Origin of the sequence: Vibrio sp. F13 (assembly GCF_020806305.2) — a bacterium.
In the GTDB taxonomy this organism is placed as follows: Bacteria; Pseudomonadota; Gammaproteobacteria; order Enterobacterales; family Vibrionaceae; genus Vibrio; species Vibrio crassostreae_C.
Map to the genome: position 1 here is coordinate 2,369,842 of NZ_CP170175.1, position 25,466 is coordinate 2,395,307.

Annotated in this window: 23 protein-coding genes and 2 tRNA genes; 21 read left to right on the forward strand and 4 right to left on the reverse strand. The window is 44.8% G+C overall.

Annotation, left to right across the window (positions count from 1 at the left end):
• Positions 1–17 precede the first annotated feature (17 nt).
• The 15 genes from folP (at position 18) to LMH68_RS11085 (ending at position 15,518) form a co-directional block, all read left to right on the forward strand.
• On the forward strand, positions 18–848 hold the full coding sequence (gene folP / locus LMH68_RS11015; protein WP_229647642.1) for a dihydropteroate synthase: 831 nt from the start codon (positions 18–20) through the stop codon (positions 846–848).
• A 21-nt stretch (positions 849–869) separates the two neighbouring features.
• Positions 870–2,210: a phosphoglucosamine mutase gene (glmM, locus tag LMH68_RS11020; protein ID WP_017059393.1), complete on the forward strand. Its 1,341-nt coding sequence runs from the start codon at positions 870–872 to the stop codon at positions 2,208–2,210.
• Between the two features lie 294 nt (positions 2,211–2,504).
• Positions 2,505–2,837 carry a preprotein translocase subunit SecG gene (gene secG / locus LMH68_RS11025; protein WP_017059392.1) on the forward strand — a complete coding sequence of 111 codons (333 nt, stop codon included), beginning with the start codon at positions 2,505–2,507 and terminating at the stop codon, positions 2,835–2,837.
• Between the two features lie 16 nt (positions 2,838–2,853).
• A tRNA-Leu gene (locus LMH68_RS11030) sits at positions 2,854–2,938 on the forward strand.
• A 53-nt stretch (positions 2,939–2,991) separates the two neighbouring features.
• Positions 2,992–3,068: transfer RNA gene (locus LMH68_RS11035), tRNA-Met, on the forward strand.
• Between the two features lie 234 nt (positions 3,069–3,302).
• Positions 3,303–3,758: a ribosome maturation factor RimP gene (rimP, locus tag LMH68_RS11040; RefSeq protein WP_004738265.1), complete on the forward strand. Its 456-nt coding sequence runs from the start codon at positions 3,303–3,305 to the stop codon at positions 3,756–3,758.
• A 35-nt stretch (positions 3,759–3,793) separates the two neighbouring features.
• Positions 3,794–5,281, forward strand: coding sequence for a transcription termination factor NusA (nusA, locus tag LMH68_RS11045; RefSeq protein WP_017059230.1), 1,488 nt, complete (start codon positions 3,794–3,796; stop codon positions 5,279–5,281).
• A 22-nt stretch (positions 5,282–5,303) separates the two neighbouring features.
• Positions 5,304–7,994: a translation initiation factor IF-2 gene (gene infB, locus LMH68_RS11050; RefSeq protein ID WP_229647643.1), complete on the forward strand. Its 2,691-nt coding sequence runs from the start codon at positions 5,304–5,306 to the stop codon at positions 7,992–7,994.
• A 134-nt stretch (positions 7,995–8,128) separates the two neighbouring features.
• Positions 8,129–8,542 carry a 30S ribosome-binding factor RbfA gene (rbfA, locus tag LMH68_RS11055; protein ID WP_017065964.1) on the forward strand — a complete coding sequence of 138 codons (414 nt, stop codon included), beginning with the start codon at positions 8,129–8,131 and terminating at the stop codon, positions 8,540–8,542.
• Positions 8,542–9,495, forward strand: coding sequence for a tRNA pseudouridine(55) synthase TruB (gene truB / locus LMH68_RS11060; RefSeq protein ID WP_017059233.1), 954 nt, complete (start codon positions 8,542–8,544; stop codon positions 9,493–9,495). Before rbfA ends, truB begins: the two co-directional genes overlap by 1 nt.
• A gap of 218 nt (positions 9,496–9,713) precedes the next feature.
• The gene (gene rpsO, locus LMH68_RS11065) at positions 9,714–9,983 is read left to right on the forward strand and encodes a 30S ribosomal protein S15 (protein WP_010436144.1); all 270 of its coding nucleotides are present in this window, start codon (positions 9,714–9,716) and stop codon (positions 9,981–9,983) included.
• Between the two features lie 378 nt (positions 9,984–10,361).
• A complete protein-coding gene (gene pnp / locus LMH68_RS11070; protein ID WP_017059234.1) occupies positions 10,362–12,482 on the forward strand; it encodes a polyribonucleotide nucleotidyltransferase in 2,121 nt (706 codons plus the stop codon).
• A gap of 124 nt (positions 12,483–12,606) precedes the next feature.
• Positions 12,607–13,530 (forward strand): lipoprotein NlpI, encoded by a 924-nt coding sequence (gene nlpI / locus LMH68_RS11075; protein WP_017059235.1) that lies wholly within the window; start codon positions 12,607–12,609, stop codon positions 13,528–13,530.
• A 153-nt stretch (positions 13,531–13,683) separates the two neighbouring features.
• Positions 13,684–14,091 carry a MarR family winged helix-turn-helix transcriptional regulator gene (locus tag LMH68_RS11080; RefSeq protein WP_229647644.1) on the forward strand — a complete coding sequence of 136 codons (408 nt, stop codon included), beginning with the start codon at positions 13,684–13,686 and terminating at the stop codon, positions 14,089–14,091.
• A gap of 89 nt (positions 14,092–14,180) precedes the next feature.
• Entirely contained in the window at positions 14,181–15,518 is a 1,338-nt protein-coding gene (locus LMH68_RS11085) for an MATE family efflux transporter (protein ID WP_017065966.1), read from the forward strand.
• Between the two features lie 85 nt (positions 15,519–15,603).
• Here LMH68_RS11085 and LMH68_RS11090 read toward each other — a convergent pair whose 3' ends face one another.
• The 3 genes from LMH68_RS11090 to LMH68_RS11100 all read right to left on the reverse strand — a co-directional run bounded on the left by LMH68_RS11090 (position 15,604) and on the right by LMH68_RS11100 (position 19,722).
• Positions 15,604–16,482, reverse strand: coding sequence for a U32 family peptidase (locus tag LMH68_RS11090; protein ID WP_017059237.1), 879 nt, complete (start codon positions 16,480–16,482; stop codon positions 15,604–15,606).
• Between the two features lie 18 nt (positions 16,483–16,500).
• On the reverse strand, positions 16,501–17,514 hold the full coding sequence (gene ubiU / locus LMH68_RS11095; RefSeq protein ID WP_017068227.1) for a ubiquinone anaerobic biosynthesis protein UbiU: 1,014 nt from the start codon (positions 17,512–17,514) through the stop codon (positions 16,501–16,503).
• A gap of 168 nt (positions 17,515–17,682) precedes the next feature.
• A complete protein-coding gene (locus LMH68_RS11100; protein WP_017068226.1) occupies positions 17,683–19,722 on the reverse strand; it encodes a bifunctional diguanylate cyclase/phosphodiesterase in 2,040 nt (679 codons plus the stop codon).
• Between the two features lie 258 nt (positions 19,723–19,980).
• On the opposite strand from LMH68_RS11100, the gene ubiT reads away from it, so the two are divergent.
• From ubiT to LMH68_RS11130, 6 genes are all read left to right on the forward strand, one after another.
• Positions 19,981–20,508 (forward strand): ubiquinone anaerobic biosynthesis accessory factor UbiT, encoded by a 528-nt coding sequence (ubiT, locus tag LMH68_RS11105; RefSeq protein WP_029235120.1) that lies wholly within the window; start codon positions 19,981–19,983, stop codon positions 20,506–20,508.
• Positions 20,492–20,995, forward strand: coding sequence for a GNAT family N-acetyltransferase (locus tag LMH68_RS11110; protein ID WP_229647645.1), 504 nt, complete (start codon positions 20,492–20,494; stop codon positions 20,993–20,995). Before ubiT ends, LMH68_RS11110 begins: the two co-directional genes overlap by 17 nt.
• Before the next feature lie 198 nt (positions 20,996–21,193).
• Positions 21,194–21,592 carry a DNA polymerase III subunit psi gene (locus LMH68_RS11115; RefSeq protein WP_017063280.1) on the forward strand — a complete coding sequence of 133 codons (399 nt, stop codon included), beginning with the start codon at positions 21,194–21,196 and terminating at the stop codon, positions 21,590–21,592.
• A complete protein-coding gene (gene rimI / locus LMH68_RS11120) occupies positions 21,585–22,040 on the forward strand; it encodes a ribosomal protein S18-alanine N-acetyltransferase (protein ID WP_017059243.1) in 456 nt (151 codons plus the stop codon). The genes LMH68_RS11115 and rimI overlap by 8 nt, the downstream gene beginning before the upstream one ends.
• Positions 22,041–22,212: 172 nt before the next feature.
• On the forward strand, positions 22,213–23,793 hold the full coding sequence (gene prfC / locus LMH68_RS11125) for a peptide chain release factor 3 (RefSeq protein WP_017059244.1): 1,581 nt from the start codon (positions 22,213–22,215) through the stop codon (positions 23,791–23,793).
• A 106-nt stretch (positions 23,794–23,899) separates the two neighbouring features.
• A complete protein-coding gene (locus LMH68_RS11130; protein WP_229647646.1) occupies positions 23,900–24,730 on the forward strand; it encodes a LysR family transcriptional regulator in 831 nt (276 codons plus the stop codon).
• Here LMH68_RS11130 and LMH68_RS11135 read toward each other — a convergent pair.
• Positions 24,727–25,440 (reverse strand): hypothetical protein, encoded by a 714-nt coding sequence (locus LMH68_RS11135; RefSeq protein WP_229647647.1) that lies wholly within the window; start codon positions 25,438–25,440, stop codon positions 24,727–24,729. The two genes, LMH68_RS11130 and LMH68_RS11135, sit on opposite strands and share 4 nt — an antisense overlap.
• Positions 25,441–25,466: the final 26 nt, after the last annotated feature.

The following is a 25,466-nucleotide window of genomic DNA, read 5'->3' on the forward strand; positions in this document are numbered from 1 at the left end:
TTTAAGATCGGCCTTCCATGATATTAAAAGCAAAGAATAAAACTCTCGTGTTAGATCGCCCACATGTGATGGGCATCCTCAATGTCACCCCTGACTCTTTCTCTGACGGTGGGAAATTTAACTCACTTGATAATGCCTTACAGCAAGCTGAACGCATGGTTCAAGCGGGCGTTAGCATTATCGATATTGGTGGTGAGTCAACTCGACCTGGCGCTCCTGATGTTTCGTTAGAAGAGGAGCTTACCCGTGTCATTCCTGCTATTAAAGCCATTCGTGCCAAGTTTGATGTGTGGATCTCGATAGATACCAGTAAAGCGGAAGTGATGCGCCAAGCTGTTGAAGCGGGCGCTGATTTGATCAATGATGTGCGCGCTTTGCAAGAGCCTGGAGCATTACAAGTCGCCGCTGATGCTAATGTTCCGATTTGTCTGATGCACATGAAAGGTCAGCCGAGAACCATGCAAGCTAACCCAAGTTATGATGATGTTCTTCAGGATGTAGAAGCATTCTTGCAAGAAAGGGTAGAAGCGTGTGAGGCGGTGGGTATTTCAAAAGATCAGCTGATCCTTGACCCTGGCTTTGGCTTTGGGAAAACCATCGAACACAATTATCACCTACTAGCGCATCTTGAAAAGTTTCATTCGTTAGGCTTACCTGTTTTAGCGGGGATGTCGAGAAAATCGATGATCTTTAAATTGCTAGACAAGGTTCCGGCCGACTGCATGGTCGCAAGCGTCACTTGCGCGACGATTGCCGCGATGAAAGGCGCACAAATTATTCGCGTTCATGATGTCGAGGAGACACTGGAAGCGATGAAAATAATCGAAGTGATGAACAACAATCACTAAATATAATTAAGGAAAATCACTATGTCTGATAAAAGACGTTATTTCGGCACAGATGGTGTGCGTGGCAAAGTAGGCCAGTACCCGATTACACCTGATTTTGTTCTGAAGCTTGGCTGGGCTGCGGGTCGTGTTCTTGCGAAGCAAGGCACAAAGAAAGTCATCATTGGTAAAGATACTCGTATCTCTGGTTACATGCTTGAGTCAGCGCTAGAAGCTGGCCTTGCTGCTGCTGGTCTTCAGGCTACGTTTACTGGCCCAATGCCAACACCTGCTGTGGCTTACCTAACTCAAACCTTCCGCGCTGAAGCCGGTATTGTTATCTCTGCATCACACAACCCATACTACGATAACGGTATCAAGTTCTTCTCTTCTGAGGGAACAAAACTGCCGGACGATATCGAGTTGGCAATTGAAGCAGAGTTGGATAAAGACATCGAATGTGTTGATTCTTCAGAGCTAGGTAAAGCAGTACGTTTGAACGATGCGGCTGGCCGTTACATCGAGTTCTGTAAAAGTACGTTCCCACATAAAATGACATTAGCTGGCATGAAGATCGTTATCGATTGTGCACATGGTGCGACTTACCACATTGCGCCTGCTGTATTTAAAGAACTGGGTGCTGAGGTCGTTGCGATTGGTGTTGAGCCAAACGGTACTAACATCAACCACGAAGTCGGTGCGACGGATGTACGTGCTCTGCAAGCAAAAGTGCTTGAAGAAAAAGCGGCATTAGGTCTTGGCTTTGATGGTGATGGTGACCGTATCATCATGGTTGACGAGCTAGGCAACAAAGTTGATGGCGACCAAATCGCTTACATTATTGCTCGTGATGCACTGCGTCGCGGTGAGTTGAAAGGCGGCGTTGTTGGTACACTAATGACCAACCTGGGTATGGAAAACGGCCTTAAGCAGTTAGGTATTCCGTTTGTACGTGCTGCTGTTGGTGACCGTTACGTAATGGAACAGCTTCTTGCTAAAGGCTGGAAGATCGGCGCTGAAAACTCGGGGCACGTTATCCTACTAGATAAAGTGACGACGGGTGATGCTATCGTTGCTGCTCTGCAAGTTTTGGCTTCAGTTGTTGATAGCGAAATGACACTGAATGAGTTGTCTCAGGGCATGACGTTGTACCCTCAAGTTCTAGAAAACGTTCGTTTCAGCGGAGATTCAAACCCACTAGAAGCCGAAGCGGTAAAAGCAGCGGTTGTTGAAGTAGAAGCAGAGCTTGGCGAGAAAGGCCGTGTACTATTACGCAAGTCTGGTACCGAGCCACTACTGCGTGTCATGGTTGAAGGCGAAGATGCAGAGCTTGTTCAAGCATCAGCGCTTAAGATTGCAGATGCAGTAAAAGCAAACTGCTAATTTAACCTTTTACTTAGCTGGCGCAGCGAATAGCGCTTGTGATTAGAAGTGGTTGACTTATATCACGGTCAAAAGATATAACGGTCAAAAGAGACATAAATGAGTTTTGTGTCGCTTTTGACCTTTTTTTGACCATTCACTTGGTAAAGGCTTATTTTTTAGCAAATTCTCCTTGTCAGCCATCGTCGCATTCGCTAGTATTGCTCGGCCTTCAGTTAGGAGGTCGCTAGCCTTGTTCTTAAAAATAGTTTTTTGAACGGCGCTGGCTCAACAATTAGGAACATAGGTGGAAAAATGTTTACAGTTCTACTTGTGATTTACCTGTTGGCAGCGCTTGGTGTAATTGGCCTAGTGTTGATTCAACAAGGTAAAGGCGCAGATATGGGAGCCTCTTTCGGTGCTGGCGCTTCAAACACTGTGTTTGGTGCTGGTGGCTCAGGAAATTTCCTTACCCGAATGACTGCAATTTTTGCAACTACATTTTTTATCCTTAGCTTAGTGCTTGGTAATATGTCTACACATAAAACTGAGTCACAATGGATTGACCCGACCCAAGGTCAGGTGATTCAACAAGCTGATGATGCAGTGAGTGAAGTTCCGGCGCAAGGCGACGAAATTCCACAATAATCTGTAAAGATTTGATGCCGAGATGGTGAAATTGGTAGACACGCTAGCATGAGGTGCTAGTGCCTTAGGGTGTGAGGGTTCGAGTCCCTCTCTCGGCACCATGTTTACAAACTTGTAAAACATCTTGTTGGGCGTATAATGCTCGCAAGTCGGACGCGGGATGGAGCAGTTTGGTAGCTCGTCGGGCTCATAACCCGAAGGTCGTCGGTTCAAATCCGGCTCCCGCAACCAATTTCAATGCTATTATATAGCTTGTATTGGTAGCAAGTTTGCACAGTGTGAACCTCACTGTGAGTTAGGTGCGATATCGAATGTGATGGCACTTAACATATAAGGGTCCAGCAACAAAAACCCCGGCTTATACGGGGTTTTTTGTTATCTAAGCATTTGTAAATGTATTTAGATAATGTTTGCTTGGAATTTAAATTGGGCTTTGAGCCCTTTTTTTGTTTCTGGAGTGGTTAAATGACTGGTTTAGAAAGACAACTTACTGAAATGCTTGACGCTCCAGTAGCAGCATCAGGTTATGAGTTAGTTGGATTAGAATTTATTCGTGCTGGTGAGCACTCAACGCTACGTATTTACATCGATTCACCAAACGGTATCAATGTAGATGATTGCGCTGAAGTTAGTCACCAAGTAAGTGCCGTAATGGACGTTGAAGATCCAATTTCAGTGGCTTATAACCTTGAAGTGTCTTCACCAGGTTTAGAGAGACCACTGTTCAAAGCAGAGCATTACCAACAATTTATTGGTCACGAGGTAAGCATCGTTTTGAAAATGGCTGTCGGCAACCGTCGTAAATGGAAAGGTGATATCCAATCTATCGAAGGCGAGACAGTGAAAGTATTGGTTGAAGGACAAGAAGAAGAATTCGTCCTGAGCAATATTGCGAAAGCTAACCTGATCCCTAAATTTTAGTTCTCCTAGAGAGAAGAGCTTAAGAGGCTAGATTAATGAACAAAGAAATTTTGGCGGTAGTAGAAGCTGTTTCAAATGAGAAAGCAGTTCCTCGTGAGCGTATTTTTGAAGCGCTTGAAATCGCGCTTGCAACGGCAACAAAAAAGAAAAGCGAACTAGAAATTGAAGTTCGTGTTGAAATTGACCGTAAAACGGGTGATTTCGAAACTTTCCGTCGTTGGGAAGCTGTTGAGGAAGTTGAATTCCCAACAAAAGAAATCTCTATTGAAGCTGCAAAGTACGATGACCCAGAGATTGAACTTGGCGGTTTCATTGAAGATGATATCGAATCAGTAACGTTTGACCGTATTACGACTCAAACGGCTAAGCAAGTTATCGTACAGAAAGTACGTGAAGCTGAACGCGCTCAAATCGTTGAGCAGTTCATCGATAACGAAGGCGAGCTAGTAACTGGCGCAGTTAAGAAAGTTAACCGTGACACTATTATCCTAGACCTAGGTAACAACGCTGAAGCGGTAATCCTTCGTGATGACCAACTTCCTCGTGAAAACTTCCGTCCAGGTGACCGTGTTCGTGGTCTTCTTTACGCAGTTAAACCAGAAGCTCGTGGTTTCCAGCTTTTCGTTACTCGTTCGAAGCCAGAAATGCTAGCTGAACTATTCCGTGTTGAAGTGCCTGAGATTGGTGAAGAGCTAATTGAACTTAAAGGTGCTGCACGTGATGCCGGTTCTCGTGCTAAAATCGCTGTGAAAACAAACGACAAACGTATTGACCCAGTTGGTGCGTGTGTTGGTATGCGTGGCGCACGTGTACAAGCTGTTTCTAACGATCTTGGTGGTGAGCGTATTGATATCGTTCTTTGGGATGATAACCCGGCTCAATTCGTAATCAACGCAATGGCTCCTGCTGATGTTGCTTCAATCATCGTTGATGAAGACGCACACTCTATGGATATCGCTGTTGAAGCGGATAACCTAGCACAAGCGATTGGCCGTAGCGGTCAAAACGTACGTCTAGCGTCTCAACTTACTGGTTGGGAACTGAACGTAATGACTGTTGCTGATCTTGAGAAGAAGCACCAAGAAGAAGCAGTTGCTTCTATTGAAAACTTCATGAAGCACCTAGACATTGAAGAAGACTTTGCTCAAATGCTTGTTGAAGAAGGCTTCTCTACGCTTGAAGAAGTAGCATACGTTCCTGTGAACGAGCTTCTTGAAGTAGACGGTCTAGACGAAGGTATCGTTGAAGAACTACGTAACCGCGCAAAAGACGCACTGACTACTCTAGCGCTAGCGAAAGAAGAAACTTTCGACGGTGTTGAGCCTGCTGAAGACTTACTTGCACTTGAAGGTCTTGAGCGTGAAATGGCTTACAAGCTAGCAGCAAAAGGCGTTGCGACACTGGAAGACCTAGCTGACCAAGGCGTTGATGAACTAGAAGGCATCGAAGACCTAACTGCAGAGCGTGCAGGCGAGCTAATTATGGCTGCGCGTAACATCTGTTGGTTCGGCGACGAAGAATAATTCAGCAAGGAGAGAAAGCGGTATGACACAATTAACAGTTAAAGCACTGAGTGAAGAGATTGGTACGCCAGTTGACCGCTTAATTGAACAACTTGCTGATGCAGGCATGAAGAAAGCAGGGTCGGATCAAGTGACTGATTCAGAGAAGCAAACATTGCTAACGCACCTTAAAAAGGAGCACGGCGATACTTCAGGCGAAACAGAACCGACTCGTTTAACTCTTCAACGCAAGACCCGCAGCACGCTAAGTGTTGCCGCTGGAGGCGGTAAGAGTAAGGATGTTCAAGTAGAGGTACGTAAAAAGCGTACTTACGTGAAGCGCAGCACTATTGAAGATGAAGCGAAACGTGAAGCTGAGGAAGTAGCTAATCGTGAAGCGGAAGAGAAAGCACAACGCGATGCTGAAGAGCAAGCGAAACGTGATGCTGCAGAGAAAGCACAGCGCGAAGCTGAAGAAAAAGTAACACGTGAAGCGGAGGCAAAACGTGAAGCTGAAGAGAAGGCTCAACGCGCACAAGCTGAAAAGGCTAAAAAAGACATGAATTCAAAAAATGCAGACGCTAACGCACAAGCGAAAAAAGAAGCGGATGAACTTAAAGCTCGTCAAGAGCTAGAAGCAACTCGTAAAGCAGAAGCTGAAGCAGCTAAGCTTGTTGAAGAAGCTCGTAAGTTAGCAGAAGAGAACCAAGAACGTTGGTCTGAAGAAGAGAAGAAGAAGAAAGAGCAAGAGAAATCTGCGGATTACCATGTGACTACTTCTACTTACGCTCGTGAAGCTGAAGATGCGGCAGATAAGAAAGATGAGAAAGCACCTCGTCGTCGCAAGAAGAAAGCAGCTCCTGCTAACCAACCTGCAAACAACCGTGGTGGTCGTAACCAGCGTGGTCGTGGCGGTAAAGGTAAGCTTGCTAAACCAACTTCAATGCAGCAAGGCTTCGATAAGTCAGCAACTGTTGCTAAATCTGACGTTGCTATCGGCGAAACTATCGTTGTTTCTGAACTGGCTAGCAAAATGTCAGTTAAAGCAACTGAAGTTATCAAAGTAATGATGAAGATGGGCGCTATGGCGACTATCAACCAAGTGATCGACCAAGAAACAGCACAACTTGTTGCTGAAGAAATGGGTCACAAGGTAATCCTACGTAAAGAAAACGAACTTGAAGAAGCAGTACTAGCTGACCGTGATAGCGATGCTATCGCTGAAGGTCGTGCTCCTGTTGTTACTATCATGGGTCACGTTGACCACGGTAAAACTTCAACACTTGATTACATTCGTAAAGCACACGTTGCTTCTGGCGAAGCTGGCGGTATCACGCAGCACATTGGTGCTTACCACGTAGATACTGACAACGGTATGATCACTTTCCTTGATACTCCTGGACACGCGGCGTTTACAGCTATGCGTGCTCGTGGTGCTCAAGCGACAGATATCGTTGTACTTGTAGTTGCAGCAGACGATGGCGTAATGCCACAAACAATCGAAGCAATCCAGCACGCGAAAGCGGCAGGCGTTCCTCTGATTGTTGCTGTGAACAAGATCGATAAAGAGGGTGCAAACCCAGACAACGTTAAGAATGAGCTAGCTCAATACGACGTTATCCCTGAAGAATGGGGCGGTGAGAACATCTTCGTTCACATCTCTGCTAAACAGGGTACAAACATCGATGGTCTTCTAGAAGCAATCCTTCTTCAGTCTGAAGTTCTTGAACTTACAGCGGTTAAAGAAGGCATGGCGTCTGGTGTTGTTGTTGAATCTCGTCTTGATAAAGGTCGCGGTCCAGTTGCAACAGTACTAGTACAGTCTGGTACTCTAAACAAAGGCGACATCGTTCTTTGTGGTCAAGAGTACGGCCGTGTTCGTGCAATGCGCGATGAGAACGGCAGAGACATCGAAACTGCAGGTCCATCTATCCCTGTAGAAATTCTAGGCCTTTCTGGTGTACCTGCATCAGGTGATGAAGCGACTGTTGTACGTGATGAGCGTAAAGCACGTGAAGTTGCGAACTACCGTCAAGGTAAATTCCGTGATGTTAAACTAGCTCGCCAACAAAAAGCGAAACTAGAGAACATGTTCGCGAACATGACGGCTGGCGAAGTTGCTGAGCTTAACGTTGTACTTAAAGCTGACGTTCAAGGTTCTGTAGAAGCGATTGCTGACTCTCTACTGAAACTGTCTACTGACGAAGTTAAAGTGAACATCGTAGGTTCTGGTGTTGGTGGTATTACTGAAACTGATGCAACTCTTGCAGCAGCTTCTAACGCTATCATCCTTGGTTTCAACGTTCGTGCTGACGCAACTGCGCGTAACACGGTTCAGAACGAAAACCTAGATCTACGTTACTACTCAATCATTTACCAACTGATTGACGAAGTTAAACAGGCGATGGGCGGTATGCTTGCTCCTGAATTCCGTCAAGAGATCATTGGTCTTGCACAAGTTCGTGACGTATTTAAGTCGCCTAAACTTGGTGCAATCGCTGGTTGTATCGTTACTGAAGGTACGATTAAGCGTAGCAACCCAATCCGTGTACTTCGTGAAAACGTTGTTATCTACGAAGGTGAACTAGAGTCACTTCGTCGCTTTAAAGATGACGTTCAAGAAGTTAAGAACGGTTACGAGTGTGGTGTCGGCGTTAAGAACTACAACGACGTTCGCGTTGGTGACCAGATCGAAGTATTCGAAATCGTTGAGGTTAAACGTACTCTAGACTAATCAGTCTGTACGACTCGACATATTGACTAAGGTTACTAACATTACTAGTAAAGGTAATAAGTAATCGGTTGTTGAATACACCATGGGGGGCTGGTAATTACCAAGCCCCCCATCTTTCTAAGTGAGAAAAGAAAATGTCAAAAGAATTTAGCCGCACACAACGTGTGTCTCAGCAGCTTCAAAAAGAGCTTGCGCTTATCCTACAACGTGAAGTTCGTGACTCACGTATTGGTATGGTAACTATCTCAGACGTAGAAGTGTCTCGTGACCTTGCTTACGCAAAAGTGTTCGTGACTTTCCTATGTGTTGGTGAGCAAACTCCTGAATCATGTCTTAAAGCTCTTAAAGAGCATGAAGTGCCAGTTCGTATGGCTCTTGGTAAGCGTATTCGCCACCGTCTAACGCCTGAAGTTCGTTTTACTTACGACAACACACTAGTAGAAGGCATGCGAATGTCTAACCTAGTAAGTGAAGTTCTGAACGACGACAAACGTAAGCAAGAAGAAGCTGGTCGCACTGACGAAACTCAGTCTAAGGGCGAAGAGTAATGGCCCGCCGTCGTAAAGGTCGCCCTATCAACGGGGTAATTCTATTAGATAAGCCGACTGGCATTTCGTCTAATGATGCACTGCAAAAAGTAAAGCGTATTTACTTTGCAGAGAAGGCAGGGCACACCGGTGCTCTGGATCCTCTTGCGACTGGCATGCTGCCAATTTGTCTTGGTGAAGCAACGAAGTTCTCTCAGTTTCTTCTAGATTCTGATAAGCGCTACGTTGTTATCGCTAAGCTTGGTGAGCGTACCAATACCTCTGATTCCGATGGTGAAGTGGTAGAGACACGTGATGTTAACGTGACTCAAGAACAGCTTGAGCGTTGCATTGCGAGCTTCAAGGGTGAAACCGATCAGATACCATCAATGTTTTCGGCATTGAAATATCAAGGTAAGCCTTTGTACGAATACGCACGTGCAGGTATCGAGGTTCCTCGTGAGTCTCGTAAGATCACTGTGTACTCTATTGAACTGCTTCGCTTTGAAGGCGATGAAGTTGAAATGGAAGTGCATTGTTCGAAAGGCACATACATCCGCACAATTACTGACGATCTTGGTGAGATGCTAGGTTGTGGTGCTCACGTGACTATGCTTCGTCGTACAGGTGTAGCGAAGTACCCGTACGAGCGTATGGTGACTTTGGAGCAGTTAAACGAGATCCTAGAGCAAGCACAGGCGCAAGAAATTGCACCGAAAGAGCTGCTTGATCCTCTGCTGATGCCAATGGACACTGCCGTTGAAGACTTACCAGAAGTAAACCTGAACGCGGAACTGACTGACTTAGTTCAGCACGGTATGCCAGTTCAGGTTGCTGGTGCGCCAACTGAAGGCACGGTTCGTATGACAAGTGGCGAAGAGAAGCTGTTTGTCGGCGTAGCTCAGATTGCTGAAGATGGCCGAGTTGCACCGAAGCGTTTGGTTGTTTTCAGAGATGAAGAACCACAAGCGTAGCGCTTACATCGAATCAGATCTTAGAGCTGAGTCGTGAAAAGCGAGCAAATAAGACAGAAAGCGAACGCCTAATTTAGGTGGTTCGCTTTTTTCGTTTTTAATGGGTTCGATTGTTATTGCACCAACTGACAAACTTCCCTATAATCCTCGGCTCGCGTAGCGGCTGAATCAGAGATTGGCTGCTACAAATATAAACTTACTCTTATCAGGAGAGAATTATGTCTCTGAATGCAGAAACTAAAGCAGCAATCGTTGCAGAATACGCACAATCTGAAGGCGACACAGGTTCACCAGAAGTACAAGTAGCACTACTTACTGCTTCTATCAACCACCTACAAGGTCACTTCAAAGCGCACAAACACGATCACCACAGCCGTCGTGGTCTACTACGTATGGTTTCTAGCCGTCGTAAGCTTCTTGATTACTTGAAAGGCAAAAACCTTGCTCGTTACCAAGACCTAATCAAGCGTCTAGGCCTACGTCGCTAATAGCGATGTCTGCAAAGACAGTTTGAAGAAAAGGAGCATTTATGCTCCTTTTTTTGTGCCTGTAAGAAAATGCTAGGCTGGATGCTCAGAATATCATCTGGCTTTTTCTGATAGGAAATATATCTCCTAATAAAAATAGTTTATACTACGCCCGCCTATAGCGTTTTCAGCGTTTGGCAATCAACCTCTCAAGAGATTACAGTCACAGATGTCGGCCAATAGGTCGCGACTATTCAAAGGCGGATTTGGTCTTAATTCGGCGTATGAACACATACAAAGAGTCACCATCCTAAGTCCCTTTTCACTAGTCGCGATTGGTAATGTCTTGAGTCATTATTCACTTAATCTAAAGTCTGACTTTAGAGCTAAGGATATACAATGTTTGAAAAACCAGTTGTAAAATCGTTCCAGTACGGTAACCACACCGTTACTCTAGAAACGGGCGTAATTGCACGTCAAGCTACTGCTGCTGTAATGGCGACTATGGACGATACTTCAGTATTCGTTTCTGTTGTTGCTAAGAAAGAAGCAGTTGCAGGTCAAGACTTCTTCCCACTAACAGTAAACTACCAAGAGCGTACATACGCTGCGGGTAAAATCCCTGGTGGTTTCTTCAAGCGTGAAGGTCGTCCATCTGAAGGCGAAACACTAACAGCTCGTCTGATTGACCGTCCAATTCGTCCACTTTTCCCAAGTGCGTTTAAAAACGAAGTTCAAGTTATCGCTACGGTTGTTTCTATCAACCCTGACGTAAACCCAGACATGATCACTATGATCGCAACATCTGCTGCGCTTGCTATCTCTGGTGCTCCATTCAATGGTCCTATCGGTGCTGCACGTGTTGGTCACATCGACGGCGAACTTGTTCTTAACCCATCAAATACTGAGCTTGAAAACTCTAAACTAGACCTAGTTGTGTCTGGTACAGAAGGCGCAGTACTTATGGTTGAATCTGAAGCAGATAACCTATCTGAAGAAGAAATGCTTTCAGCTGTTGTTTACGGTCACGACCAACAACAAGTTGTAATCAAAGCAATCAACGAGTTTGCTGCTGAAGTTGCAACTCCATCTTGGAACTGGGAAGCACCAGCAGTTAACACTGAGCTTAAAGCTCAAGTTGCTGAACTTGCTGAAACTCGTCTATCTGACGCGTACCAGATCACTGAGAAAATGGCTCGTTACGAGCAAGTTGGCGTAATCAAGAACGACGTTGTTGAAGCTCTAATTGCACAAGACGAAAACCTAGATGAGCGCGAAATCCGCGGCATGCTTGGTTCTCTAGAGAAAAACGTAGTACGTAGCCGCATCATCGCTGGCAACCCACGTATCGATGGCCGTGAAAAAGACATGGTTCGTGCGCTAGACGTACGTACTGGTGTTCTTCCACGTACACACGGTTCTTCTCTATTCACTCGTGGTGAAACTCAAGCACTTGTTACTGCAACGCTTGGCACACAACGTGATGCTCAAATCATCGACAGCCTGATGGGTGAGAAGAAAGACAACTTCCTTCTACACTACAACTTCCCTCCATACTGTGTAGGTGAAACTGGTTTCGTTGGTTCTCCTAAGCGTCGTGAAATTGGTCACGGTAAGCTTGCTAAACGTGGTATCCAAGCAGTAATGCCTTCTGTTGAAGAATTCCCATACACAGTTCGTGTTGTATCGGAAATCACAGAATCTAACGGTTCTTCTTCAATGGCTTCTGTATGTGGTACATCTCTAGCTCTTATGGATGCTGGTGTTCCAATCAAAGCTTCTGTTGCGGGTATCGCAATGGGTCTTGTTAAAGAAGGCGACGATTTCGTTGTTCTTTCTGACATCCTTGGCGACGAAGATCACCTAGGTGACATGGACTTTAAAGTAGCAGGTACTAACGCTGGTATCACTGCACTTCAAATGGACATCAAGATCGAAGGTATCACTAAAGAGATCATGCAAATTGCACTTAACCAAGCGCAAGGTGCACGTAAGCACATCCTTTCTGTAATGGATGAAGCTATCTCTGGTGCTCGTGAAGATATCTCTGAATTCGCTCCACGTATCCACACAATGAAAATCAGCTCTGATAAGATCAAAGATGTTATCGGTAAAGGCGGCGCAGTTATCCGTGCTCTTTGTGAAGAAACGGGTACTACAATCGAAATCGAAGACGATGGCACAATCAAGATTGCTGCTACTGAAGGCGCAGCTGCTAAAGAAGCTATCCGTCGTATCGAAGAGATCACAGCTGAAGTTGAAGTTGGCCGCATTTACCAAGGTAAAGTTGCTCGTCTAGCTGACTTCGGTGCATTCGTTACTATCCTTCCAGGTAAAGATGGTCTAGTACACATCTCTCAAATCGCTGACAAGCGCGTTGAGAAAGTGTCTGACTACCTAACTGAAGGTCAAGAAGTTCCTGTTAAGGTTCTTGAAATTGACCGTCAAGGCCGTGTACGTCTAAGCATGAAAGAAGCAGTTGAAACGCCAGCTGAAGGCGAAGCACCTGCTGCTGAGTAATTCTCAGTGTGTCGATGGTGATATCGCTTTTTAGTGATTTCTAACCTATCGTCAACAAAGCATGTTATAAAGGGGAGCATATCGCTCCCCTTTTTTATTGCGGTCATAACAGGAGTAATTATTTGTGAAATGGTTTCAAACCGCGAGTATGTGTTTACTGCTTGTACTAACAGGTTGTGCGACAACATCAGATAACACCTCAAGTTGGGTTTATCCACCGATGGCTGTGCCACTGCAACCAAGCGTTCAGCAAGAAGTTCAAATTGCACGTCTTAGTCAGTTATTACAGCGCCCAGATTTGAACGATGAAGTTCGAGCTAAGATGCTGTTTGAACGTGGTAACTACTACGACAGTGTTGGCCTGCGTGATCTCGCGCGTCTCGACTTCAACCAATCTCTTTCATTGAACCCTGCTCAACCTGATATCTTCAATCTTTTGGGTGTTTACTTTACGCAGGTAGGGGAGTTTGATGCGGCTTATGAATCTTTTGATTCTACGTTAGAGCTTGATCCTGCAAACTCTTACGCAGAAAGGAACCGCTCTATCGCGCTTTACTATGGCGAGCGTTACGACTTAGCCAATGAAGAGATGATGAAGCACTATGCCGACGATCCTAGCGATCCGTTTCGCGCTCTGTGGTTGTACATCATTCAGCATGAGCTGACGCCAGAGCAGGCTAAGCTTGATTTGCAAAAACGTTACGAGAGCCGTGATGAGCAGTGGGGTTGGGTATTAGTCGCGATTATGCTTGATGACATTACTGAAGAGCAGGCTTTCAAGGCGATCTTAACCGGTACTCGTGACAACACGTTACTTGCGCAGCGTCTAACAGAGACGTACTTCTACCTTGCTAAGCGTTACCATATGAATGGTGATTACGCGAATGCTATCTCTTTGTACAAGTTAGCGGTTTCTTTTAACGTGTATGAATACGTAGAACACCGTTACTCTTTCTTAGAGTTAAGCCGTATCTTCACCACGCTTAAAGCTGAGCACTTAGCACAAGTTAAGTTAGCTGAGGCCGAAGAAGAAGCTAACGCTAAGTAAGCAACACATTTTGATTCCGAAAAGCCGCTGCCTGTCAGCGGTTTTTTTATGCTCCTTTTTTATGATCTTCATCTCGTTTTGATTGCTTTTTATTTAAACAACACTAAAATAGTTAGTCTTGCTAACTAAATGCCATTCTTTGATTAGGTGAATATGCTGAACCAGAATTTAGAAAAGATTGAGCGCTTCGCCTCTAAGATATGGCGCACTCAGGTAAATGAAGATCCTATTTGCCAATTGAGCTTCAATGAATATGACTATTTGAAGGTCATTCAAGCCTCTCTTGAACCGATCCGATTGACAGATCTGGCGATTGAAATGCAAGTAACCAAGCCTTCAGCAACTACTATGGTTCAAAGGTTAGAGAGAAAAGGTCTCGTTGAGCGTAAAGCTTCGCTCGAAGATGCGAGGTCTAAGTTGGTCGTACTGACCAGCAAAGCGGAAGTCGGCTTGGAAGAAGAAAGTAAGATCTATCAGGTCATGGCACAGATACTGGAAAGCCGTTTGTCTGAGCAAGAATCTCAGCAGTTAAACCTATTATTAAATAAAGCTTTAAAGTAAATAATTTAGATATTTAGTTAGCCTTGTTAACTAATTTTTCGAGTCATATCTTGTTGATATGCGACTCACAAATGAAAGTAGAGTAAGAAATGAGTAACTCAATTAGTCGTCAATTTTGGCGATACACAATCCCTACCGTTGCGGCCATGTTGGTTAATGGCCTGTACCAAGTGGTGGATGGCATCTTCATTGGCCGCTATGTGGGGGCTGATGGACTTGCAGGTATCAATGTTGCGTGGCCTGTGATTGGTTCGATTCTTGGTATTGGTATGTTGGTGGGTGTGGGCACAGGTGCGCTTGTCTCGATTCGCCAAGGTGAAAAAGATACTCAAGGCGCTAAGCAGATCTTAGCAACGGGCTTAACCTTGTTGTTAGCGATAACGCCTATTGTCTCTGCATTGCTGTTCTTGTTTGCTGATAACTTCTTGCTTTGGCAGGGCGCTGAAGGGCGAGTGTATGAACTTGGTCTGCAGTACTTACATATTCTGATTGGTGCTAGTGTCTTCACGCTAGGTTCGATCGCGATGCCGTTTCTACTGCGTAACGATGACAGTCCGAACTTAGCGACGATACTGATGATCGTTGGTGCGGTGATTAATATCGTGCTCGATTACCTGTTTATCGCTCTCTATGGCTGGGAGTTGATGGGTGCAGCATTAGCAACAGCGATTGCCCAGTTTGTAGTAACGGCTCTCGGCTTGGCTTACTTCTTCTCGCGTCGAGCAAACCTACGTTTACGTTGGAATGAGTTGAGATTGAAGCTGGATGTGATTCCACAAATCTTCGCCATTGGTACATCAAGCTTCTTTATGTACGCTTATGGTTCGATGATGGTGGCGTTGCACAATGCGTTGTTCTCTCAATATGGCGACCAGTTGATGATCGGTGCTTACGCGATTTTGGGCTACATCGTGACGGTTTATTATCTCACGGCTGAAGGTATCGCCAACGGCATGCAACCATTGGTGAGCTACAACCATGGTGCGCGTAACCAAGCAAACATCCGCAAGCTACTTAAGATTGCGATGATGAGTTCGGTATTGATTGGTGTGGCGTTCGTGCTGCTTCTGAACGCGTTCCCACGTGAGTTTGTATCAGTATTTAACTCAGACGAACCTCAGTTGGTTGAGTACACCGTGTTGGGTATTCGCCTTCACATGTTTGCACTGGCGCTGGATGGCTTCTTGGTAGTCGCAGCTGCTTACTATCAAGCGGTGAACAAGGGCAGCAAGGCGATGTTTGTGACTATAGGTAATATGCTTATCCAACTACCGTTCTTGTACATTATGCCTAAGTTGTATGGTGTGCCGGGGATCTGGATTGCGTACCCACTGTCTAACATCGCACTAAGTGTGGTGGTGATGGTAATGCTCTACAAAGACTTAAAGAAGCTCGATGCCTCACCGATGGAAACAGCGACGGCATAGGCCGTGTTTCTTAAGTCGCATTAAAAAGGTCTAGCGAACGCTAGACCTTTTTTGTATCTGTTGCTGGTTAGTCCAATGCGAGGAACTAGATGTTCTTAACGTCTAAACCTGCAAGCTGATGCCAGTAACCATTACATTGGCGGCTTTCAATCTTCATCGGTTTTTGACCTTGCTCGTTCGCTCTGAAGTTATTGATTTCAGAGAAGGTATCGATACCGAGAGGGCTTAAACGAACCACATCAACCAGGTCGTGCATGTTCGGTAAATCATTGACTAGGTTGTAGCAGTAGCCTGATTGCGTCTGAATACCGTTAAGGTTGAAGACTGATTGGCCTTCTTGGCTTTCTACTTGTAGCCCTGTTGGGTACTTGATACAGCAGGTTTCGCAATCGTCTTTAGCTTTGTTTTCAGCGCGAGCGGTAAAGCAGCGTGCTGAGTAAGCAAGCGGCAGGTAGCCGTGGCTAAACACTTCAACTTCGAACTTGTTACGAATATTTAGCTCTTCGCACTGGGTCATTACGTTGCTTAGCCATTCGCGAGAAAGCTCAACCGGCATACACCAACGCGTCATGCCTTGTTTCAAGAATAGGTTCAGGGTGCGTGCGTTGTAGGTGTTTACTGCCGGGCCAACCACGAAAGGTACTTTGCTTTCGCTGGCCAGTTGAATTGCAGACACATCATTGGCTTCGATCGCAAAGTCACCGTTATCGATGTACTTCTTCATGATGTTGACTTCGCTTGGTGCTTCTAGCAATGCCATGGTGGAAAGTACGACTTGCTTACCTGAAGCCGACAGCTCTTTAGCAATGTCCATCCAGTGTTTCGCTTTCATCTCACGACGCTTTGAACACACCGCTTCACCTAGGTAGATGATATCGGCAGAGCTTGATTTCGCTTGCTCATAGAAGCTTTCAACGTCTTGTTTTGGCCAAAAATAAAGTAGAGGGCCTAATGCGTATTTCATTGAGTTCTCCATTTGGCTCTATTGCCATTTACGGTGATAAGCGCCAAGCGTGGTTTGTGTACCTTCAGATACATTCGCCAGTGTCGCATTCCAAGCTTGTTCCACTTGGTATTGTTCTGGGTTCGCTAAGTAGCGATCGATAGCTGCGCGCCAAGTGCGAGTGACTTGTTCAACATAAGCCGGGCTGCGTTGGCGACCTTCAATCTTCACTGAGGCAACGTTTGCCGCGAAAAGCTCAGGCAACATGGATAGCGTGTTGAGGCTGGTGGGCTCTTCAAGTGCGTGATAGCGCTTACGTTCACCATCGATCTCGGCTTCAAAGCGGCCTTTACACAGCGTTGGGTAACCTGCGTTCTCACCTGCTTCATACTTATCGATAAGGATTTCGTTCAAGCGAGACTCGAGGCCAGTTTCTGTTTCTTGCCAGCGAACGTATTTTGCGGGAGAACAAGCACCAACGGTATTTGGTGATTCGCCTGTCATGTATGAAGAGAGGTAGCAACGGCCTTCTGCCATGATGCACAAGCTACCAAAAGCGAATACTTCAAGGTCAACGTCAGAAGTGATGTTACGAGAAAGCTGTTTGACCTGATGAATCGACAACACACGCGGTAGTACGACACGCTTAACGTTGAAGTTTTTATGGTAGAAGTCGATAGCCGCCGCATTGGTCGCAGATGCTTGCACTGATAGGTGCAGTTCGAGATCTGGATACTTATTTGCTGCGTACTCAAGCACCGCGATGTCTGCGATGATCAGCGCATCAACACCCAGAGCAGCGGCGTTGTCTACGGCATTAGTCCAACGGTCGAAGCCATTTGGGTGAGCAAACGTATTTAGGGCAACATGAATTTTCTTGTTGTGGTCATGCACATACTGCACAGCACGATCGAGCTTTTTACCCGCAAAGTTTAGGCCTGCAAAGTGTCGGGCATTGGTATCGTCTTTGAATCCGATATAGACAGCATCCGCACCACAATCAATAGCGGTTTTCAAAGCAGGTAAGTTACCCGCTGGGCATAAGAGTTCCATTTGCTCACTACCAGTAGAATTAAGTTGAAGCGAGCATTTTATGAAGAATTGTGAATGACGGAATTGATGTAAGGCAGGTTTAGATGGATAAATCTGCTTTTACTCCGTTTGAGGTACTGACGAGTGACCGTTTTACATGTTGGCTTGGTTTAAATATGAGGTACTTGATTAGTTCTTATGACGGCGGTTTTGGGCAAACAACTCTTCGACATCTTGTTTTGGTTGCGGACGGTAGAAGTGGAAGCCTTGAATCGAACTACAGTTGAGGTTCGATAGCAGAGTTGCTTGCTCACTGGTTTCGACACCTTCAGCAACCACGGTCAAATCGAGAGATTTACCTAGGTTGATGATGTTTTCAATTACGGTGATTTGCTTTGGTAGGGTATCGATATCAGAGATGAAAGCACGGTCTATCTTAAGCTCATCAATTGGGAAGCGAGCAAGGTAAGACAGTGAAGAGTAACCTGTACCAAAATCATCAATGGAGAGAGCAAAGCCAAGTTTCTTGATGGCGTTAAGCATTTGGAGTGTGTGTTCACTATCACTCATCACCGCACTTTCCGTTAGCTCGAACGTAATCGCACTTGGATCAAGCTCGGTCGAACGCAGTAGCTTTTCCATGTAATCAATCAGTTTCGGGTTACCAAACTGTTCTGGTGAAAGGTTGATAGCCACTCGACCTGGAAGGATACCTTGCATCTTCCAGCGCTTAACCGTAGCAAATACTTCACGCATTACCACTCGGCCAAGTTGTTCAATAAGCCCTGCTCGTTCCGCCACAGGAATGAACGCGGCCGGACTGATATAACCTTCGACAGGATGCTTCCAACGTACCAGAGCTTCAGCGCCGTTGATGGTGAAATCACGGGCATTCACTTTCGGTTGATACCAAACCTCAAGTCCATTTTGTTGCAGTGCTTTTTGGAGCTCTATCTCAAGCCACAGTCGCATACGCGCTTCTTTATTCATCTGTTCGTTGAACTTGATCAGACGATTACGACCACGATCTTTCGCTTCATACATTGCTGTGTCTGCATTTTGCAGCAAGATACGAGCATCAGTACCATCTTGAGGAAAGCTCACACTACCAATAGAGCAGGCTAAGCGCTTGCTAAAGTGGTGAAGATCGAAGGGTTGATTGATCAGGGAAATGATCTTTTCAGCGAGCATTTCAGGTGTTCGCTGATGTTCAGGTTCTGGAAGGATAATACCAAACTCATCCCCGCCTAAATGTCCAATCACGGCCTTACGAGGCAGTAAGCGTTTAAGACGCGAAGCGACCTCTTTAATCACCTTGTCACCGATGTGATGACCAAGTGAGTCATTGATATTTTTAAAGTTATCAATGTCTAAGTAGAGCATCACCACCGGCGTATCGTTGTGAATGAACTGCTCAAGACGCTTAGTAAACCCAACTCGATTGTAGAGTTTGGTCAGTGCATCTATGTAGGCATCTTCACTGTTTGCTGGTGTGTATTGTTTTGCGGTTTCTTGTGCGTCTTGAATAAGCACCAGCTGAGTGTTGCTTCCAAGAACGGTGGTGGAGTCGATGTTGAGCTGGACCTTACGTTCAAAGCCGCATCGCGCACCCGTTAAGCAAACCAAACCAGACTCAGAAATAATAGAGCTGAGGTTATTATTGAAGACTGTTTTGGTTTGTTCATCGATAAATAGGCGTCCCAACTCTTCACCAATTAACTCTGTGGTTGAGTTAAAGCCAAGCAAGCGCGCTGCTGCTGGGTTAGATGACAAGATGTAGTCACTTTCAACGAGCAGTAATCCATCTGGAAGTAGTTGAGATAGTTTGTGGAATTTGGCTTCGGATTCTTCTAAAGAACGGACAAGTACTTGGTTTTCTGATGTGTCGAAGGCGTGAAAGACGATGTAGTCGGTTTTGTTGCCATTGGTAAGCGGAGATAGGCTGAAATGAAGGCTGGTATCGAGGTCTGTTTCGTTGAGGGTGACTTCGGCCTCAATCGTTTCGCCACTGAATGCACGCTCATAGTAAGGCTTGAGATGTTGGTAGAACTGTTCGCCCAATGTTTGGCGATCATTCATGCCTGCAAGCTCTGTTTGACTCAAACCAGCAATATCGCAGTAACGCTCATTCACCATAAAATAGTTATGTTGAGCATCAAGTACTGCAAAAAAGAACGGACTATTTGCAGTTAGCTGGGTAAACCAATGTTGTAGTTGTTGGGGAGGCATCAAAGTACTACCAATTCTCCAAGAGCTTGAATATTCACTATCGATAAATATTTATTACTTTTTGTGTGGCTATCGATATTTACCTGTGAGTGCAGCGATCCGCTGTAATTCTCATTACCTGAGTTACTATAACTGTGATTTTCAGGATATTAAAGGTCGAGTATCAAACAGAAGTTAATTTGATACATAACAGTAACTGAGATCTCAACATCATCTATGATGCATTCCATATTATTGACAAAGTTACGGATAAGTCACGTGATAAACAAGATTCGCACTCAACTAGTTCAAAATGCCGCATCAATTTTGCGATCTCCAGTCCAGTTATTGCCTAAAACAGTACAAAAAAGAGCCTTATTGGAGGCGCTTAAGAATGTATTCAAGGAAGCTTTAGAGGACGGTGACTTTGAGTTTTTAGAAGACAAATGGCTGAAAGTCTCAATAAAAGACATGGGGTTAAGTTGGTGTATTAGCTACAAAAATGAGCAACTGGTTGTAGCTGATAAAGAGGTGGTTGAAGATGTAAGCTTTAGCGGCAATCTTAACGATCTTGTGTTGATTGCGGGGCGTAAAGAAGACCCAGATACGCTTTTCTTCCAACGTAGACTGTCTATTGAAGGCGATACCGAGCTCGGTTTAGAAGTTAAAAACTTGATGGATAGCGTAGATTTGGACTTATTGCCGACTCCTATGAAAACTTTGTTAAATCAATTAGCTGATTTTGTGCAGAAGGGAGTACAATCCCCAGATACACAAAGTGAGGTAATGAATGCTTATTCGAACTGAAGCACCGGCAGATATACTTGTCATTGATCGTTTATTGAAATCTGTTTTTGAAACAGATGCAGAAGCTAACTTGGTTATGAGCTTGCGTGAGAATAGCCATTTAACGCTATCGCTGGTGGCTTGTTCTGATGAAGGCGAGGTGGTTGGTCACCTGATGTTTAGCCCTATCACTCTTGATGGCGACGATCATAACTGGCAAGGGCTTGCGCCTCTCGCTGTGAAAGAAGAGTTCCGCAACCAAGGCATTGCCAAATCACTGGTTGAAGATGCTTTCTCTACTTTGGTTGATTTTGGTTACCCAGCCTGTGTCGTGCTTGGTGATCCTGCCTATTACGGTCGCTTTGGTTTCAAGGCTGCGAGTGAATTTGGTTTGAGCTGCACTTGGGATGTACCTGAAGGAGCTTTCCAAGCTATCGAGTTAGTTGAAGGTGCGCTTGCAGGACATGCTGGTGAGATTGCTTACAGCCCCGAGTTCAACGACTTATAAGCTGATTTATCACGCAACAAGATACAAACTGATTTAGTCTAAATAAAGGAGCTTGATGCTCCTTTATTTTTTGTTAGTATCAGCCCTGCTCTAATAAGCGCTCTTTCAATAGAGGCAGCTTTCACAAAACTAGTTCTAACAAACTTCTGGTTTCAATAAACTTTGGCTCCAATAAACTTAAGGTTACTACCGCTAGATATGTCACAAACACACGCGCAATACCTACATGAGATGGGCATTAGCCAATGGGAACTAAGTCACCCAGAGCGTTTAGCAGGTTATGAATCTGAATTGACTCCGCTCTCGAGCGATTGCAAGTTACTGTTGGTTTCGCCTGAAAAACCTCAGGAAGATCTCGCCGTGATGTTTGAGCGAGTACTCAAAAGTATCAAGCTCGACTTATCTCAGGCTTTACACCTTCAACCGCAACACTTGTCTACTGTGGATTTAGGTTCGGTTGAGTGGATATGGTTTGCTGGTTGTGAGTCGGCTCAAGAGCTGAAGGCTAAAACACTTCAATCGCCATTACTGTCTGACATTAACGGTAACAACCAACACCGCCGCGACTTATGGCAACAAATTTGTGCTTATGACTAATCAATTTTTACCGACTTCACAACAACACCTAGACGCCATTTGGAAGATAGAGCAGGCCGCGCATTCTCACCCTTGGTCTGAAAATATGATCCGAGATCTTGATAGCCGAGGCGCTTGTCATCATGTCCTTGAAGTTGATGGACAAGTGGTGGGCTATTTCTTCGCTCAAAATATTGTTGGTGAAGTGACGCTGCTTAATATTGCGGTAGACCCAAGCAAGCAAGGCAAAGGTTATGGTAAGGCACTAACTGAACATTTCCTTGATATATGTGAACAAGCTGATGCTGAAAGCGCTTGGCTAGAAGTTCGCGAAAGTAATGTGAACGCGTTTAATCTTTACGAAAAGGCAGGCTTCAACGAAGTTGATCGCCGTCGTAATTACTATCCAACTAAACAAGGCAACGAAGATGCCATCATTATGAGCTATCTTTTTATGTCTTTTAGCTAGTCATGTTACGTCTTTTCGCTAACTAGATAGCTAATCACAAAATTAGCCAAAAAATAGGGTGTAAACTGACCCTTTAGAAAGTGATACGCTTTCTGTATAATCCGCACACAGAATTCAAGGGCAAGTATTATCTACTTGCCCTTTTTACGCTTTAGATCAGCAAAGGGCGACTATGTCTTTCCAACAAGAAGTGAGCAAACGTAGAACGTTTGCGATTATCTCTCACCCGGATGCGGGTAAAACCACGATTACTGAAAAAGTTCTTTTATTCGGAAACGCGATTCAAAAAGCGGGTACCGTAAAAGGCCGTGGCTCTAACCAGCACGCTAAATCTGACTGGATGGAGATGGAAAAAGAACGTGGTATCTCGGTAACTACGTCGGTAATGCAATTCCCATACAATGATTGCCTAGTAAACCTACTAGATACTCCAGGACACGAAGATTTCTCGGAAGATACGTACCGTACGCTAACAGCGGTTGATTCATGTTTGATGGTTATCGATGCTGCGAAAGGTGTCGAGGATCGTACTCGTAAACTAATGGAAGTAACACGTCTGCGTGATACGCCAATCGTAACGTTTATGAACAAACTTGACCGTGACGTTCGTGACCCAATGGAAGTGCTTGATGAAGTAGAGAGCGAGCTAGGTATGGCTTGTGCTCCAATCTCATGGCCAATTGGTTGCGGTAAAGAGTTTAAAGGTGTTTACCACATTCACCGTGATGAAACGATCTTGTATGAATCTGGCCACGGCCACGAGATCCAAGAAGTTCGTATCATCAAAGGTCTAGATAACCCTGAGCTAGATGAAGCAGTAGGTGCTGATCTTGCGGAAAGCGTACGTGAAGAGCTAGAGCTTGTTATCGGTGCTTGTCCTGAGTTTGACCATGAATTATTCCTAGCGGGTGAACTAACGCCGGTTTACTTCGGTACTGCATTGGGTAACTTTGGTGTTGACCACATGCTTGATGGTCTAACGAAATGGGCTCCAGCACCTCAAACGCGTCAAGCGAACGAGCGTGATGTTGAAGCGACAGAAGAGAAGTTCTCTGGTTTCGTATTTAAGATCCAAGCAAACATGGACCCTAAACACCGTGACCGTATCGCATTCATGCGTATCGTTTCGGGTACTTACAACCAAGGTATGAAGATGAACCATGTTCGTACAGGCAAGAGTGTAAGTATCTCTGATGCGGTAACCTTTATGGCGGGTGACCGTGCACGTGCTGAAAAAGCATACGCGGGTGATATTATCGGTCTACATAACCACGGTACTATCCAGATTGGTGATACCTTTACTCAAGGTGAGAGCCTTAAGTTCGCTGGTATTCCTAACTTCGCACCTGAGCTATTCCGTCGTATCCGTCTACGCGATCCACTGAAGCAGAAGCAACTTCTAAAAGGATTAGTTCAGCTTTCAGAAGAGGGCGCAGTACAAGTATTCCGTCCTATGCAGAACAACGACCTGATCGTTGGTGCGGTTGGTGTCCTTCAGTTCGACGTGGTTGTAGCGCGCTTGAAAGCGGAATACAACGTAGAAGCTATCTACGAAGGTGTTAACGTTGCAACAGCTCGTTGGGTTGAATGTGATGACGCTAAGAAACTAGAAGAATTCAAACGTAAGAACCAATCTAACCTAGCGCTAGATGGCGGTGACAACCTGTCTTACATCGCACCAACTATGGTGAACTTGAACCTAGCTTCTGAACGCTTCCCTGAAGTTCAGTTCCGAGCGACGCGCGAGCACTAATAACGACAGTTCTACATAACACTGTTGGATAATATTAAAGCCGAATTGCTTCTAGCATTCGGCTTTTTTGTTACACTAAGAGTACACCGTTTTGATGGAGTAAAGCGTGTTTGATCTCAATTTAGTAAAGCCATTCCTCTCTGTATATCAACAAAGATCGATAACCAAAGCGGCTGAATCGTTAGAGCTAACTCAACCTGCGGTCAGTGCTGCAATCAAGAGGTTTGAAGCGGTGGTAGGCTATGCGTTGTTCGTAAGAGTAGGGCGTTCAATAGAACCAACGTCAATGGCTCACAAATTGGCAGGTCAATTATCTGATGCTTTAGAGTTGATGGAAGGTGCAGTATCAAGAAAGCGTGATTTTACCGTTTATATGCCTGCGAATCTGCTCCACAAGATGCCCATGCTTAATGGTGTTCAGTTAGTTGAATCCCCAATTTCTGTAGAGAATGTTGTCGAGGATATCCGACTCAATCGAGTAGATTTAGTGGTCGATACTGGTTTACCTAAACAGTCAAGTTTAGCGTCTGAATTTGCAACTACTGATAGATTGCTTCTTATGAGTGATCCTGAAAACAGTCAATTTGGTGAGAAGATTTCGATGGATGAGTTTCTTGAAGCACGGCATGTAACCTTGAAGTTACTTCGCCAAGATACTCAAATAGTCGACTTTCTTTCCGAAAAGAGCTTCACTCGTGATGTTGCTATTGAAGTAAGAAACATCACTAACTTGATATTGGCGGTAAAAGGGACTGACTACATTGCTGCGGTTCCGGTTAGCATGATCCAATTAGCAAAAACCATTGGCTTACGGATTCATGAGCCTCCATTCTCAATGCGTCCTGTGGAGTTTGAGTTTTTCTATCACAAGAAGTATCAAACTAATGGGCAACACCAAGAGCTACGAGATGAGCTTAAACAGCTACTAAATAGCTAGAAATCGAAGGCTAAACCGAATTCCACATAGTTTTTATTTTCAGGGTATATGGTGTAGGTAACGGATGGTTTTACGTACTTTAAGTTAAAGAAGATAGCTACCTCGTGATAATGGATGTTGGTTCTAGTTTCATTTCTGATATGTCCAGGCGCAGTAGTAATGTTATCTTTAATGTAAAAGTCCTGGGTATCTTTTTTTAATCCAATTTCTTGGTTGAATTTGTAAAGAAAATCAGCATATTGAATCGGGCTCCACAAAGCGCCAGCACTATAATCAAATGTGTCAGAAGCTTTATATGCCAAACATAAGTTTGGGAGACAAGCGTCGAAATCTCTATCCATATAGTTGTAGTTAATGTCACCGATCAGTGTCCAATTTTCATGAATCAACTTAGCAACAAAAATGCCTGTTGTGATCTCATGTTCGCTGACTTTTACGGTGTTTTCAGTGTAGTACGTGTCCCCTTGCCAGAAAGAATATCCCAACCCTGCTTGCCAATAGTCTTGAGTATCAACCTCTCCAAAAACACGCAATTTATCATTGATTTGATAGTTGATATCAAGTGTAGCGACCGTTTTATCATTGTCTGGGTTTTGAGATAAGCTGACGGAAAAGATATCTGTAAAACGCTCAATAGATTCAACAAGGGTGTCATTTGCAGACGAGTAAAAAGGGAAGGTCAAAGCAAGTATTAATAGAAGGCGTTTCATGTTCAAATTCCGAATCGCTTTCCTTA